The organism is Isoptericola jiangsuensis, from assembly GCF_048320105.1.
Classification (GTDB): Bacteria; Actinomycetota; Actinomycetes; order Actinomycetales; family Cellulomonadaceae; genus Isoptericola; species Isoptericola jiangsuensis_A.
This window is the reverse complement of sequence record NZ_CP182942.1, coordinates 2,563,161-2,578,069: the sequence shown is the minus strand read 5'-3', so window position 1 is coordinate 2,578,069 and position 14,909 is coordinate 2,563,161. Positions and strand designations below refer to the sequence as shown.

Annotated in this window: 12 protein-coding genes; 3 read left to right on the top strand and 9 right to left on the bottom strand. The window is 72.4% G+C overall.

Annotated elements, in window-relative coordinates; genetic code table 11:
* Positions 1 to 48 precede the first annotated feature (48 nt).
* The 3 genes from ACNHYB_RS11970 to ACNHYB_RS11960 all read right to left on the bottom strand — a co-directional run bounded on the left by ACNHYB_RS11970 (position 49) and on the right by ACNHYB_RS11960 (position 3,205).
* Positions 49 to 1,143 carry a type I restriction endonuclease gene (locus tag ACNHYB_RS11970; protein ID WP_418275567.1) on the bottom strand — a complete coding sequence of 365 codons (1,095 nt, stop codon included), beginning with the start codon at positions 1,141 to 1,143 and terminating at the stop codon, positions 49 to 51.
* A 266-nt stretch (positions 1,144 to 1,409) separates the two neighbouring features.
* Positions 1,410 to 2,336, bottom strand: coding sequence for an alpha/beta hydrolase (locus ACNHYB_RS11965; protein ID WP_418275566.1), 927 nt, complete (start codon positions 2,334 to 2,336; stop codon positions 1,410 to 1,412).
* 2 nt (positions 2,337 to 2,338) lie between these two features.
* On the bottom strand, positions 2,339 to 3,205 hold the full coding sequence (locus tag ACNHYB_RS11960; protein WP_418275565.1) for an SDR family NAD(P)-dependent oxidoreductase: 867 nt from the start codon (positions 3,203 to 3,205) through the stop codon (positions 2,339 to 2,341).
* Positions 3,206 to 3,359: 154 nt separating this feature from the next.
* Between ACNHYB_RS11960 and rlmC the strand changes: the two genes are divergently transcribed.
* Complete coding sequence (rlmC, locus tag ACNHYB_RS11955; protein WP_418275564.1) at positions 3,360 to 4,604, top strand: 23S rRNA (uracil(747)-C(5))-methyltransferase RlmC; 1,245 nt, start codon at positions 3,360 to 3,362, stop codon at positions 4,602 to 4,604.
* Positions 4,605 to 4,639: 35 nt separating this feature from the next.
* On the opposite strand, the gene ACNHYB_RS11950 is transcribed toward rlmC, so the two are convergent.
* From ACNHYB_RS11950 to ddaH, 3 genes are all read right to left on the bottom strand, one after another.
* Positions 4,640 to 6,130, bottom strand: coding sequence for a zf-HC2 domain-containing protein (locus ACNHYB_RS11950; RefSeq protein WP_418275563.1), 1,491 nt, complete (start codon positions 6,128 to 6,130; stop codon positions 4,640 to 4,642).
* A 213-nt stretch (positions 6,131 to 6,343) separates the two neighbouring features.
* A complete protein-coding gene (locus ACNHYB_RS11945) occupies positions 6,344 to 7,411 on the bottom strand; it encodes an ornithine cyclodeaminase (protein ID WP_418275562.1) in 1,068 nt (355 codons plus the stop codon).
* The gene (gene ddaH / locus ACNHYB_RS11940; protein WP_418275561.1) at positions 7,408 to 8,346 is read right to left on the bottom strand and encodes a dimethylargininase; all 939 of its coding nucleotides are present in this window, start codon (positions 8,344 to 8,346) and stop codon (positions 7,408 to 7,410) included. The genes ACNHYB_RS11945 and ddaH overlap by 4 nt, the downstream gene beginning before the upstream one ends.
* A 116-nt stretch (positions 8,347 to 8,462) precedes the next feature.
* Between ddaH and ACNHYB_RS11935 the strand changes: the two genes are divergently transcribed.
* A complete protein-coding gene (locus ACNHYB_RS11935; protein WP_418275560.1) occupies positions 8,463 to 8,906 on the top strand; it encodes an Lrp/AsnC family transcriptional regulator in 444 nt (147 codons plus the stop codon).
* A 226-nt stretch (positions 8,907 to 9,132) separates the two neighbouring features.
* Here ACNHYB_RS11935 and ACNHYB_RS11930 read toward each other — a convergent pair whose 3' ends face one another.
* Positions 9,133 to 11,415 carry a 5'-nucleotidase C-terminal domain-containing protein gene (locus ACNHYB_RS11930; RefSeq protein ID WP_418275559.1) on the bottom strand — a complete coding sequence of 761 codons (2,283 nt, stop codon included), beginning with the start codon at positions 11,413 to 11,415 and terminating at the stop codon, positions 9,133 to 9,135.
* Between the two features lie 128 nt (positions 11,416 to 11,543).
* Positions 11,544 to 11,915 carry a DUF3817 domain-containing protein gene (locus tag ACNHYB_RS11925; protein ID WP_418275558.1) on the bottom strand — a complete coding sequence of 124 codons (372 nt, stop codon included), beginning with the start codon at positions 11,913 to 11,915 and terminating at the stop codon, positions 11,544 to 11,546.
* A gap of 97 nt (positions 11,916 to 12,012) precedes the next feature.
* On the opposite strand from ACNHYB_RS11925, the gene ACNHYB_RS11920 reads away from it, so the two are divergent.
* On the top strand, positions 12,013 to 12,768 hold the full coding sequence (locus ACNHYB_RS11920) for a GH25 family lysozyme (protein ID WP_418275557.1): 756 nt from the start codon (positions 12,013 to 12,015) through the stop codon (positions 12,766 to 12,768).
* A 78-nt stretch (positions 12,769 to 12,846) separates the two neighbouring features.
* On the opposite strand, the gene ACNHYB_RS11915 is transcribed toward ACNHYB_RS11920, so the two are convergent.
* The gene (locus ACNHYB_RS11915; protein WP_418275556.1) at positions 12,847 to 14,853 is read right to left on the bottom strand and encodes a thioredoxin domain-containing protein; all 2,007 of its coding nucleotides are present in this window, start codon (positions 14,851 to 14,853) and stop codon (positions 12,847 to 12,849) included.
* Between the last annotated feature and the right edge of the window lie 56 nt (positions 14,854 to 14,909).

The window sequence follows — 14,909 nt, the reverse complement described above, 5'->3', positions numbered from 1 at the left end:
GTCACCTTTCTGAACCGTTAAGCCTGTGAGATATGCACGTGACCCCGGCTAAGCATAGTTGTGGACAGTCTTGCGCAGGTGTTCTGCATGGCCATAGATCTCGTCAATAGTTTCTATATAGTGGCGCGTCTCAACCTTGGCTTCGTCGAAGAGACCCAGATACTTCTTACCGGTATTAAAATGAAGGCGAGCAATGGGCTTACGATTGTTGTCATCCAAGAGGATACCCATGTAGCTCTTCGTGTCTCGGTGAACAATCCTGCTCGGAGTTACTTCGCTGCACACGATCGCGGGGACAATCTGGTAACCCTCTATTTCTTCCAGGGTGGTTTCGATTCCTCGTGAGTCCGGAGCGTCGGCCTCCTCGACGCTCTCCTCCGCTGCTTCCATCCCCGACATAACGCTGGCAGATGTCTCGCCGTACGCCTGACTACCAAGCGCGGCCTTGAGTCGCTCGTTCACCTGGTCAGCGAGAAACTGCTTGGACGCCTTCCCCACCAGCGTCCTGAACTGATCCTTGACGCGCTGCGTGAAGGAGCCCTCGTAAACACGGTTCGTCAGCGCCTTGACCCAATCATCATCCGGATCTCGAAACTGCGCTGCCAGAACCCTCTTGAGCGCTCCGATGTACTTGAGCTCTTCTGCCGCATTCACCACCGAGTTAAGGTCGAATGAGTCTTTGGTGAGCTTCTGAAGTTCAGGAACCAGAGTCTCGTCGATATCAAGCAGATCAAGCTGAAGAAACGGCTTCTCGTCCATCCGATTCGGTTTGTCCAGATCGGTGAAGAAATGGTAGCTCTGCCCGTTGGTTAGTACTGCAATTCGGGCATTGGTAGTGGCGAAGTATCGAAAGAGTTGCGAAGCATGATTCAGGTTCAATGGAGCCCCGACAGCCTTCGCCTCGACCAGCATCTGGACCTCTCCATCCTTCACGATGGCATAGTCCACCTTCTCGCCGCGCTTCGTCCCCACGTCAGCGGTGAACTCTGGGACGACCTCGTTCGGGTTGAACACGTCATATCCGAGAACCAGCGAGATGAACGGCATCACGAAGGCGTTTTTTGTGGCCTCTTCCGTCTCAATCGTCGCTCTCTGCTGCTCGATCTTCGTCGCCAGTGACGCGAGTCGCTCTCCGATTTCCATCTGAACTCCTTGCCCGACCACACTGTCTGCCTGTTCCAGGGTAACTTTGGACCGGCTCCTCCACGAACCGCAGGACAGCGCCCGGCGGGTGAAGAATCAGCGGTTCGATCCTTTAGGCCGCGAAGGCACTCTCACTGGAAACTCAGCCGACACTCGGCCACCCTCGGATCCCGTTCCAGTACAACGGCACGAACCCGCCCATGCGGGGAAATCCCCCGGCGATACCCCGCGCGGGAGTCGCGGCTCGGAGTGCACTCCTCATTCGGTCAGAGGTCGAGCGCCCGCTGCAGGGCAGCGGCCTGCGCGCGCCAGAAGTCCGCCGTGACCTTCTTCTTCGGCAGGACGGCGTCGAAGCCGTGGAACGCCCCGTCGACGACGAGCAGCTCGCAGGGCACACCGGCGTCCCGCAGGCGCCGGGCGTAGGCCACGTCCTCGTCGTGGAACAGGTCGAAGGTGCCGACGCCGATCCACGCCGGCGGCAGGCCGCCGAGGTCCTCGCGGCGGGCGGGCGCGGCGTACGCGGAGATGCCGGCACCGCCCGGCTCCTGGCCGAGGTACGACGTCCACCCGTAGCGGTTGCTCTTCTTGCTCCACATCCGCACCCCGGGCACGTCGTGGTCGGTGCGGGTGACGGTGCGGTCGTCGATCATCGGGTAGACGAGCAGCTGGAACGCGACCGGGATCTCGCCGCGGTCGTGGGCGAGGAGGGTGAGCCCGGCAGCCAGCCCGCCACCGGCGCTGGCACCCCCGACGGCGATGCGGTCCGGGTCGATGCCTCGCTCGGCGGCGTGCCGCAGCGTCCAGGACAGCACCGCGTAGCAGTCCTCCAGGGCAGCGGGCGCGGGGTGCTGCGGGGCGAGCCGGTAGTCGACGGAGACCACGGTGAGCCCGAGGACGCGGGCGAACGCGATGCTGGTGCGCTCGTCCTGGGCGGGGCTGCCGATGATCATGCCGCCGCCGTGGATCCACAGCAGCGCGGGGGCCGGGCCGGCCAGTCCGCGCGGCCGGTAGATCCGTGCCGGGACGGCCGGTGCCCCCGCCGGGCCGGGCACGTCCACGTTCTCGATCTCGACGTCGTCCGGCGCCGCCGGGTACGACGGCGCTCTGCTGTTGGCGAGCGCGGCGACGCGCGGGCCGAAGCTGAACGGGGGGATCATCCGCGCGAGGGTGAGGTCGGGGTGGAAGCGGGCCATGGTTACTCCTGGACGGGTGGCACCGGAGTCCGTGCGACGTCGAGCCCGGTGCGCCGGGCGCTCTCGGCCCACAGGGCGTCGGCGAGGGCGGCGTCGTTCTGCTGAGGGTTGGGCCGCCGGGGGAACCGGTTCGGCCCCTCGTAGTACTCGCCGGACACCCACGTCTCGCCGGGTGTGCCGTCCACGGCCCACACGAGGTTGTCGGCACCGGACTCGGACGTCGAGAGCAGGCGGGACAGCACGGTGCTGTACAGGAGCCGCACCAGGACGTTGCCCGTCTCCTTGCCGAAGTTGGAGGCGATGGCACCCGGGTGCACGGCGACGGCGCTGAGGCCCTGGTCGTGGAAGCGGGTGTGCAGCCCCTTGGCGAACAGGATGTTCGCGAGCTTCGAGTCGCCGTAGACCTTCATGGACCGGAACCTCCCGGAGGCGTCGAGGTCGGTCATGTCCAGCTTGGCGAAGGCGTGGGCGGCGACGCTGGAGGTGTTGACGACGGTGGCGTCGCCGGCCAGCAGGAGGTCGATCAGCAGGTTCGTGAGCAGGAATCCTGCGTAGTGGTTGACCTGCATGGTGCGCTCGTTGCCGTCCGCGGTGACCACGCGGTCGGCGAAGACCCCGCCGGCGTTGTTGACGAGCACGTCGATGCGGTCGGTGCGCCGGCGGATCTCGGCGGCGAGCGAGCGCACGTCCGCCAGGCTCTCGAAGTCGGCGACCAGGGCGTCGGCTCCCAGGGGGCGGGCCACGGCGTCGATCTTGTCGCGCCGGCGTCCGACGAGCAGCAGCCGGTCCCCGCGGTCCGCGAGCTTCCTCGCGACCGCTGCGCCGATGCCGTCCGAGGCGCCGGTGATGACGATGGTGCGCTGAGTCATGCCTCACTCCTTTGGCTCGTGACCGGCTCCGAAGCCTACGCGCCGCAGCGGTTCCCCCGGCACGGCGCGACGCTCCGGCACGGCACGGCGCGACGCTTCGGCACGGCACGGCACCCCGGCACGCCCCGCGAGCGCCAGGACCGACAATGGACGGGTGCAGTGCCTCCACTTCGATGCCGGCCGGTGCCGGTCGTGCACCCTCCTGGACGTCCCGCGCCCTGACCAGGTGCGCGGCAAGGAGGAGCACGTCCGTGACCTGCTGGCGGCGTACGACGACGTCGCGTGGCTGCCGCCCGTCGTCGGCCCCGGTGCGGGGTTCCGCAACAAGGCGAAGATGGTCGCGCTGGGCACGGCCGAGGCGCCGGTGCTCGGCATCGTCGGCCCGCCCGGGCCGTACGCGGGCCTCGACGTCGACCTGACCGACTGCCCTCTGTACCCGCCGGAGCTGCAGGCCGCGTTCGGGCCGCTCAGCGAGCTGGTCACGCGCGCGGACCTCACGCCCTACGACCTGGCCCCCGCCGTCGGCCCCGACGGACGCCGCCGCAGGGTCACCCCGCGCGACGCCGCCGCCCGCGGCGAGCTCAAGCACGTGCTGGTCACGCTCTCCCCGGACGGCGAGCTGATGGTGCGGCTCGTGCTGCGCTCCACCGCCGCCGTCGACCGCGTGCGCAAGCACCTGGGGTGGCTGGCGGCCACGCTGCCGGCGTTGGCGGTGCTCAGCGTCAACGTCCAGCCGGCGCACGCCGCGGTGCTGGAGGGCGAGCAGGAGATCGTGCTCACCGAGCGCAGCACCCTGCCGATGCGGCTCGACGGCATCACCCTGCACCTGCGCCCGCAGAGCTTCTTCCAGACCAACACCGACGTCGCGGCAGCCCTGTACCGGCAGGCGCGCGAGTGGGTGGACGACATCGCACCGGCCTCGGTGTGGGACCTGTACTGCGGGGTGGGCGGGTTCGCGCTGCACTGCGCGGCGCCCGGCCGCGCCGTCACCGGCATCGAGATCTCCGCGGAGGCGGTCGCCTCGGCGACCACGACGGCGGCGGAGCTGGCCGCGCTGCCGCCGGACGTCGTCGTCGGCGACCACGACGCCGCCTGGTGGCGTGGGGCGATGGCGGACGTCCGGTTCGACGCCGGGGACGCGGCCTCGTTCGCGCTCGGCAGCGACGCCGACCCGGAGCTGGTGATCGTCAACCCGCCGCGACGCGGTATCGGCGCGGACCTCGCGGGGCGGCTGGAGCGGTCCGGGGCGCGGCACGTCGTCTACTCGTCGTGCAACGCCACCACGCTGGCCCGCGACCTGGCGGACATGCCGTCGCTGCGCCCCCGCCGCGCCCGGCTGCTGGACATGTTCCCGCAGACCGACCACTACGAGGTGCTGGTGCTCCTGCAGCGCGCCTGACGCGCCCGGCTGCCGTCCTCGACGCGCACGGGACGTCAGCGTTCGAGGCCGAAAAAGGACAGTCGTGCGCCCGGCTCGGACCCCGCCTCACCACGCACCTCGACGGTGACGTCGCGCTCACGAGACCCGATGGTGCGCACCCACCAGCGGCCCTGCCGGTCCTGCGAGATCTCGGTGCGGTTCCCGCCCGTCACGGAGACGATCTCGCCACCGTCGGTAGGCACCACCCGGAACCAGCCGAATCCTCCGACCCGGAGGGTCAGGCTCGCCGTCACGGGCTCCGGCTCCGGGGGCTTCACGGGCTCGGAGGGCTCGGGCTTCGGCCGCGAGACCTCGGGTCCCGGCGGCGGGGCCACCGTCTCCTCTGTCTCGTCCGACCCGCCAGGATCTTCCGGACCGGGCGTCACGTCCGAGGTGTCGGGCACCGTGCCGTCGGACTGGTCCTCCTCAGGGTCGGGCTCCGGAGCCGGCCCGACGTCGGGCTCCACCGTGGCGTCGGGCCGGGCACGTCCGCCGTCGTCCTCGGGAGCCTCGGCGTCGTCCGGACCAGCCCCGGACCCGGCGTCCGCCTCGACGCCAGGCTCTGCCTGCTCCCGGGCGCCGACGTCCGCCGCCTCGGGCTCGCCGTCGTCACCGTCCGCCTCGGGCGCGGCCGACGGCGTCGGCGTCACGTCGGCCGGTGACGCCGTCGGACCAGGTTCCGCGGGCGCCGTCGGCGCCGCCTCCTCGGGGGTGTCCGCCGAGGGCGACGCCGCCACGGGGACCGGCAGACCGGCCGGCGTGCCACCGGGGGCGAGGCTCATCGCGACCGCCGCCACGGCGACGACGGCTGCGGCCGCGCCCGCCGCCAGCCCGACAGGCTGCGTCAGGAGGCGCCGCGCTCCCCGGACGACCCACTCGACGAACGCGGCCACGCCGGCCCCCGCGCCGGCGAACCAGCCTGCCGCGCCCGCCGACCCGCTCGCCCCGGCCGCGCCCAGGACGACGGGGACCGAGACCCCGCTCGCCGCGAGCGGGCCCAGCAGCACCGGGGCGGCGTCCCGCAACGCCCAGGACGTCTCCCGGACGTCGACGAAGGCGCGCAGGCAGCCGGCGCAGCCGAACAGGTGATCCTCGAGCACCGCGCGCCGGCCGCCACCGAGGCGGTGGCCGACGTAGTCGTGCAGTGCGCCGCGGGTCTCGGCGCACACCTGCTGCACGACGCCGCGCGCGTGCGACGCCGACAGTGCGGCGGCGAGCTGTTCCTCGGCCTTCCGCAGCCGGCGCGCCGCCGCGCGGACGTGCATCCCCAGGGAGTCGGCGACGGTGTCGACGCTGCGGCCCAGGACGTGGTGGTCCCACAGGATCCGCTGCTCCGGGTCGCCGAGGGTCGCGAGCGCCGTGCGCAGCACGTCGGCGTCGACCGTGCCCGCCGCGCCGGGTGCTGCCGCGCCCGACCGGCCTTCGTCCGCGACGGCGCGCATCCGCGCGATGGCATCGTCGACGGCCTGCCCGCCGCTCGGCGCCGTGCCCTCACCGCTCGTCATGCGTGTCCCCTGCCGGATCGTCCGTCGGACGGCATTGTGGCAGGCGCTTGCCCGTGCGCAGAAATCGATTCGCCACCGCCTCGGCCACGCCGAGGCGGTCCACCGCGCGGCGTCGCAGGTCGACGCCGGTCGACGCCCGCACCGGCACCGGGGAGGGTGACGACCTTCACGACCGGTCCCGCCGGGCACACCCCGGCGGAACCGGTCGTCGCGTCACACCGACGGGGTGAGCACGGGTGCCGCGACGAGGGAGAAGAGGTCCTTGGGGTCGGCGGGCTCGGCGATCAGGTCCACGCGCTGCAGCAGGTCGCGGGCCCACGGGTCGCGGCGGACGGCGTCGTGGACGTACCGCAGGGCGCACCAGTCCTCGACGGCGAACCCGACGGAGTCGAACACGGTGACCTGCTCGGACGACGTCCGTCCGGGCGCGTCACCGACGAGGACCTGCCACAGCTCGGTGACCGCGAAGTCGGGGTCGAGCTGCTGGATCTCCCCCTCGATCCGGGTCTGCGGGGTGTACTCCACGACGACGGCGGTGCCGGGCGCGGTGAGGATCGCGGGCTCGAGCTCCGTCTTGCCGGGGCAGTCGCCGCCGATGGCGTTGACGTGCACGCCCGGCGCGGCGGCGGCGAGCATGTCGGCGGTGAGCACGGTGGCGTTGCGCTTGTCCGCCGTGCAGGTGGTGACGACGTCGGCGCCCGTGACGGCGTCGGCTGCGCTGGTCGCCTCGTGCACGACGAACCCGAGGCCGCGGGCGTTGCGCACCAGCTTCTCCCGGGCGGCGGGGTCGACGTCCCACGCCCGCAGGTGCGTGATCCCCAGCGCGGCACGCATCCCGAGGGCCTGGAACTCGGCCTGCGAGCCGGTGCCGAGGAGCGCGAGGGTGCGGGCGTCCGGCCGGGCCAGCGTGCGCGCGGCGAGACCCGACGTCGCCGCCGTGCGCAGCGCCGTGAGCAGCGTCATCTCCGCCAGGAAGGTCGGGTAGCCGTTGTGCACGTCGGCGAGCACGCCGAACGCGGTGACGGTCTGGAACCCGCGCGCCGGGTTGGTCGGGTGGCCGTTGACGTACTTGAAGCCGTAGGTGACGCCGTCGGAGGCGGGCATCAGCTCGATGACGCCGCCCGGCGAGTGCGAGGCGACGCGTTCGCGCTTGTCGAGCTGGGGCCAGCGGCGGAAGTCTGCCGCGAGGGCGTCGGTGAGCTCACCGATGATGCGCTCGGCGCCCCGGGAGCGGACCCAGCGGGCGGTGGCGGCGACGTCCAGCAGGTCGACGGTGCTCATGCGGCCACCTCCGTCGTGCGCGCCGGGCGGAGCTCGAGGGTGCAGCACTTCACGGACCCGCCGCCCTTGAGCAGCTCGGACAGGTCGACGCCGACGGGCTCGAACCCTCGTTCACGCAGCGCGGCGTGCATGCCGGTGGCGCGGTCCGTGAGGAACACGTGGCGTCCGTCGCTGACGGCGTTGAGACCCAGCACGGCGGCATCGTCCTCGCTCGCCTCGATCGCGTCGGGGTAGCGCTCGCGCAGCACCGCCAACGACGCCGGGGTGAACGCGCCCGGGAAGTAGGCGATCTCGGCCGCAGCGGCGCCCTCGGTCCCGCGGGTGCCCGACGCCGTGCTCAGGACGGCGAGGGCCGTGTCGAGGTGGTAGAAGCGCGGGTCGACGAGCTCGAGCGTGAGGACGCCGACGTCGAGCCGGGCGGCCGCCTCGGCGTGCGCCTCGCGCGTGGTGCGGAACCCGGTGCCGGCCAGCAGCACCTCGCCGTCCCACAGCAGGTCGCCCTCGCCCTCGTTGCGCTCGACCGCCTGGCCGAGGCTGACGATGCCGTGCCGGGCACCGGTGGTGCGCAGCCACGCCTCGTAGGCGACGCCCTCGGGCTGCCGTTCGGGGTAGGTGAAGCGTGCGGCCAGCGCACGCCCGCCGACGACGACGGCGCCGTTGGCCGCGTAGACCATGTCGGGCAGGCCGGGCTCGGGCCGGACGACGTCGACCGTGTGGCCGCGGGCCTCGTACGCCGCCTTGAGCGCCTGCCACTGCACGACGGCGAGCCCCGTGTCGACGGGCACGCTGACGTCCATCCACGGGTTGATCGCGTAGACGACGTCGAAGTGCACGGGCGGGCACATCAGCAGGTGGCGCGGGGTCGCGGTGCGGCCGGTGGACTGCGGTGCGATCGCGGTGTCACCGCCGGGCAGCGGGGGTGTGAGCAGCGTCATACCGAGAGGCTAGGAGGGGTAGCGTTGTGATCGACGGCCTGTTTCCTGCGCATCGACGGGTCGATCTGCAGGATCCTTGTCGTTGGACGCAACGGATCGCCGCACCGGGAGGACGCATGGACGACATCAACCGCCGCATCGTCGCGCACCTGCTCCGCGACGGGCGCGCCTCGTACGCGGAGATCGGGGACGCCGTCGGGCTCTCCGCCCCGGCCGCGAAACGTCGCGTCGACCGGATGGTCGCGCGCGGCGAGATCGCCGGTTTCACCGTGCAGGTCTCCCCCGAGCAGCTCGGCTGGAAGATCGTCGCCTACGTCGAGATCTTCTGCCGCGGCAACATCTCGCCGGCCGCGCTGCACCGCGACTTCGGGCCCATCCCCGAGGTGGTGCGGGTGGACACCGTCACCGGTGAGGCGGACGCCCTGGTGCAGATCATGGCCGACTCCATGGCCGACGTCGAGCGCATCGTGGAGACGTTCCGGGTGTCCGCGCGCGTCGACAAGACGCGGACGGCGATCGTCATGTCCCGCGTCATCGACCGCCCGGTCCGCTCCGTCTGACCCCCGCGCCCGCCCGACCGCCCGCCCGACTGCCGACTGCCCGCCCGACTGCCGACTGCCCGCCCGGCTGCCGACTGCGCGCCGAGCACCGACTGCGTGCCCGCCGAACATGCCCTCTGAACAGCCGAACATGCCCTGACGGCCCGTCCGGTGGTCAGGACGGGCCGTCAGGGCATGTTCGGCACTGCGCGGTGGCAGTGCCCTGCGGGGGCTGTGGGTCAGCGGGTCAGGAGGACGCCTCCCACGGACCCCACGGCGTCGCGCCGGGCGCCTGGTTCCGCGTCCACCACTTCGCCGTCCAGGTCACGCCGTCGTGGGTGACGACGTCACCGGCGACGAACACGCGCGAGGCGGTCCAGACGGCGGTGCCGTCGTCGGCCGTGGCGATCTCCTGCCACGAGCCCCACACGGACGCACCCGGCGTCTCGGTGGTCCACCACATCGCCTCGAACAGGGCGCCGTCGTACATCACCTGGTCGCCGGCGGTGTAGACCGTCCCGGACTCGTACTCCGGGGCCTGCGGCGTCGCCGCCTCGACCTCGACCGGCACCGACACCTCGGTCCCGGTGGAAGCACCGGCCAGCGTCAGCGTCGCCGTCCCCGCCGCGACGTCCGCCGGCAGCGTGACCGACACCGAGGCCGTGCCCACCAGGTCGTCGACGGTGGTGCCCGGCGTGGTCGTCACGGGGAACGAACCCAGCTCGGCGCCGTCGAGGCTCACCGTGAGCTCGGCGTCCTTGACGTCGTCCGCGGTGGACATCGACCAGGACGACACGTCGAACGCGACCGTCGCGCCCGGTGCGTACGACGCCGGGGCGTCCGCCGGGAACGAGACCCCGACGGCACGCTGGGAGTAGTCGACGGCCAGCGGCTCGTCGGCGGCGAAGGTCGCCAGGTAGTCGACCATCGCGGCGAGGTCGATCTTGCCCGTGTCGCGCGCACCGGTGCCCTCGGCCAGCGTGAAGAAGTTGTCCCCACCGGTCGCGAGGAACGAGTTCACCGTCACCGAGTACGACGCCGCGAGGTCGAGGGGCTCGCCGTCGAGGAACATCGTCCCGATGCGGTCGCCCGCCTCGCCGGCCGGGTCGAACGTGTACTCGAACCCGTCCGAGACACCGAGGCGCAGGAACGGACGCGACGCGCCCGCGGGCTGCCACTGCTCCTCCAGCACCGACTTGATCTGGGCGCCGGTGAGCTGCATGTTCACCAGCGTGTTGGCGAACGGCTGCACCACGGCGGCCTGCTTGTAGGTGAGCGTGCGCGGGAAGTCCGTGCCGGTGCCGACCATGTCGGCCCGCAGACCGCCCGGGTTCATGAACGCGATCTGCGCCGCGCCCGACTCCGCACCCTCGGTGGCCCAGCGCTGCACCTCCGCGACGAGGTTGCCCAGCGTCGACTCGCCGCCGCGGTTCTCCGCGCCGGAGGCCAGCTTCGCCCGGTTGAACGCGCCGGCGATCTCGCCCAGCGGCTCGGCACCGAGCACGTCCGCCTCGGTCACCGCGTCGGACACGATCGTCGTGACCGCCGGGTCGGCCGGGTAGTTGCCCGCCAGCGGCAGGACCGCCGTCTCCAGGCCCACCACGTCGCCCGAGTCCGGGTCCACCGAGTACACGAGCTGGTTGAGGTTGTAGCCGTACTGCCCCGCCGAGACGACCGGGCGCTCCGTGACGGCACGACCCGCCCACTCGTCCACCGGGAAGGCGCAGTCGTAGGCCAGGTGCGTGTGGCCCGAGACGACGGCGTCCACCTCGGGGCTCAGGCCGTTGACGATGCCGGCGAACGCGTTGTCCGCCGTCGCCATGGCCGTGCAGTCGGTGGTCTCCGCGCCGTCGTGCACGAGGAGGACGACGACGTCGGCCCCCTCGGCGGTGAGTGCGTCCGCCTCGGCATTCGCCGTCTCGACGATGTCGGCGACCTCCAGGTCGGCGATGCCGGCCGGGCTCACCAGCGACGGCAGCTCCTCGGTGACCGCACCGACGAAGCCGACCTGCACGTCGCCGAAGTCCTTCAGCCACGACGCGGGCACGGCGTCCTCGCCGGTGGCGCGCATCTTCAGGTTCGCGGCGACGTACTGCCACTCGGCCCCGCCGAACGGGTTCGTCTCGGCGTCGTAGGGCGCCATGACGCGCTCGACCAGGTCGGCGTACCCCTGGTCGAGCTCGTGGTTGCCGACCGCCGAGACGTCGAGGCCCGCCTCGTTGAGAGCGTCGATCGTCGGCTTGTCGTGCTGGATGAACGACTCGAACGTGGAGGCCCCGATGAGGTCGCCCGCAGCGGCGAACACGGTGTTCGGGTTGGCCTCGCGCAGCTCGTCGACCGCGCCGGCCAGGACGGCGGCACCCGCCTCGGAGCCGTTGGCCTGGATGCGGCCGTGGAAGTCGTTCGTGGCAAGGATCTGGATGTCGACCGGGTCGGCGGCCTGCGCGGGCAGCGCTCCGACGGCGGCGACACCCGCGAACGCGAGACCGAGGGCGGTGACCCCGGCCGCACGCTGACGCATGGTGTGCATGTGTGGCTTCTCCCACTGTTGAGATGGATGCGCGTCACACTAGCCAGCGGGATCGTCCGGCGGGATCCGAACGGGTAACGATCCGGAAAACTCCGGTCGACGCCGCGCCCTCGGCGTGCGGCGACCGCTCAGCGGGTGGCGGGCACCGGCTCCGCCGCCTCCTGCGGCTGCACGTCGCTCAGGTGCCCGGTACGACGCAGCCACCACTCCGCGATCAACGTCGTGAAGGGCGGGACCGCGGCCGCGAGCGCCACCAGCGCGCGCCACCAGCCCCAGCGGTGCTGCACCGCGACGATCAGTGTGACCACGCCGTACGCGACGAAGGCGCCGCCGTGCAGCCGCCCGAACAGCCACACCCCGGCCTCGGTGGTCTCGGTGACGTACTTGAGGAACATCCCCACGAGCAGACCCGCCCACGTGAACGCCTCGATCCAGGCGACGACGGCGTACACGCGCCCCCAGCGGGACAGGGCGGGCTTGGTGCGGGCGGGCGCGGGCATGGGGGGTCCTTCGGTCCGAGGTCGGGGATCGCTGGGGTCAACGTGCGACGTGGGCGCGAGGTTCCGCCGTCGTGCCGGGGCCTGGCAGGATCGCAGCATGAGCACGCGACAGGGCCGACGACGCTGGGTGCGGTGGACGGTGGCGGTCGCCGGGTCGCTCGTGCTCGTCGTCGGGGTGCTCGCCCTGCTGGTGTGGAACGGCGTGATCTGGCCGAACAGGTTCCTCGCCGACGGCTACGACGTGCGGGGCGTGGACGTCTCGCGCTACCAGGGCGAGATCGACTGGCCGGTGCTGGCGGCCCAGGGGGTCGACTTCGCGTTCGTCAAGGCGACCGAGGGGTCCAGCCACGTCGACGAACGCTACGCGGCGAACTGGGCGGGTGCGCTGGAGACGGACCTCGTGGTCGGCGCCTACCACTTCCTCAGCTTCGAGAGCCCCGGCGAGGACCAGGCCGCGCACGTCGTCGAGCAGGTCCCCGCGCTGGCGGGGACCCTGCCGCCGGTGGTCGACGCCGAGTTCTACGCGGGGTTCGCCGCCGATCCGCTGCCCGTGGACGAGCTGCGCGCCATCCTCGACCCGCTGCTCGCGGACCTCGAGGCGCACTACGGGGCGCCCCCGATCCTCTACACCACCTCCGAGTTCCGCGACCGGTACCTCGGCGACGACTACGGCCGGTACCCCCTGTGGATCCGTGCCGTCGCCCTCACCCCGGACGTGCCGCGGCACGAGTGGGAGTTCTGGCAGTACTCGGACCGCGAGGTGCTCGACGGGTACTCCGGCGAGGAGGAGTTCATCGACATGAACGTGTTCGACGGCTCCCTCGACGACCTGCACGCGATGACGCTCGACTGACCGGCAGGCCCCCGCCCCCGCCTGCCGTCCTCGTCGTCGGGCGCGCCTGCCGTCCTCGTCGTCGGGCGCGGTGGTGGGTCAGCGGGCGAGGGCAGCGGCGAGGTCGTCGGCGGTGGTGACCGGCCGGTCGCACACGAACCCGCGGCACACGTAGGCGGCGGCGCCCCCGTCCACGAGCGGTCGGTCGGCCAGCAGCGGCACGCCCTCGGCGTCCGGCTCCCCGGGCACGACGACGGCGCCCGCGGCCGTGGACCGGCGTGCGGTCGCCAGGAGCTCGTCCGCCGCGGGGCCGCTGCCGACGACGGCCACCTGCAGCGGCCCGGCCGCCAGGGCCTCCGCCGTGGCCAGGGTCCACCCGGCGAACCGGCTTGCACGCCGGGCGAGCGTCCCGGACGCGCGGACCGCCGCCTCGGCAGCGGCACGGTGCCGCGAGGACCCGGTGAGCGCCGCGTACGTCGCCAGCGCACCGGCCAGGGCCGACTGGCCCGACGGCTCGGGACCGTCGCTGAGGTCACGGGGGCGCACGACCAGCCGTTCGGCGTCGTCGGCGACGTCGTGGAACCCGCCGTCGTCGGCCGTGAACCGGTCGAGCGCGACGTCCAGCAGGCGGCCGGCGGCGGTGAGCCAGCGCGGGCGCCCGGTCGCCTGGTGCAGCGCGAGCAGGCCCTCGGCGAGATCACCGTGGTCGGCGGCGACGCCGGGCGCCTCCCCCACCACGCCGTCGCGCGACGCCCGCCGCAGCCGCCCGTCCACGACGTGCGTGCCCAGCAGCAGGTCCGCGCACTCCTGCGCCGCGATCACCCAGCGGGACTCGCCGAACAGGGCGCCGGCGTCGGCCAGCGCCGCGATCGCGAGCCCGTTCCACGCCGTGACGACCTTGTCGTCGCGAGCGGGCTGAGGACGCCGGTCGCGGGCGGCGAGGAGCGCGGGACGCACCCGTGCCCACCACGCCGGGTCGGGGTCGCGGGGGAGCTGCAACGTCGAGGAGCCGTGCTCGAACGTCCCCTCGTCCGTGACGCCCAGCACGGCGGCAGCGCCCGTGCCGTCGTCGTCGCCGAGCACCTCGCGGAGCTGGTCCGGCGTCCACACGTACGTCAGACCCTCGACGCCGTGCCCACCGCCGTCGTGCCCACCGCCGTCGACCGGGGTGTCCGCGTCCAGCGCGGACGCGAAGCCGCCGTCCGCGGTGCGCAGGTCACGCAGCAGGAACTCCGCCGTCTCCCGCACCACCCGCTCCGCGAGCGGCGACCCCGTGGACCGCCACCAGTGCGCGTACACGCGCAGGAGCTGGGCGTTGTCGTAGAGCATCTTCTCGAAGTGCGGCACCACCCAGGCGGCGTCCACGGCGTACCGGGCGAACCCGCCGCCGAGCTGGTCGTAGAGGCCGCCGCGCGCCATCGCCTCGCACGTCCGTGACACCATCGCGATCGCGTTCTCGTCGGCGGTGCGCCCGTGATGGCGCAGCAGGTGCTCCAGGGTCATCGACGGCGGGAACTTCGGCGCACCGCCGAACCCGCCGCGCACCACGTCCGCCTCCCGGCGGAGCGCGACGACGGCGCCGGCGAGGGCGTCGTCGTCGAGCGGTGCTCCCGGCACTCCCCCGGTCGCCTGCGCGATCGCCGCCGTGACCGCCGACCCGCGCTGCACGACAGCGTCCCGGGCGTCCGCCCACGCGTCCCGGACCGCCCCCAGCACCCCGAGGAACTGCTCGCGCGGGAAGTACGTGCCGCAGTGGAAGGGATCGCCGTCCGGGGTGAGGAACGCGGTCATCGGCCAGCCGCCCTGCCCCGTCATCGCCGTCGTCGCCGCCATGTAGACCGCGTCGACGTCGGGACGCTCCTCCCGGTCGACCTTGATCGCCACGAACCCCTCGTTCATCGCGGCCGCGACACCCGCGTCCTCGAACGACTCGTGCGCCATGACGTGGCACCAGTGGCAGGCGGCGTACCCCACGGACAGCAGCACCGGCACGTCCCGCCGCCGGGCCTCCGCGAAGGCGTCGTCACCCCACTCCCACCAGTCCACCGGGTTGTCGGCGTGCTGGAGCAGGTACGGGGAGGTGGCGCTGCGCAGACGGTCGGCCATGAGGCCACGCTACGCACCCCCGACGCAGCGCCCCTGTCTCACGCGTCACACGACGT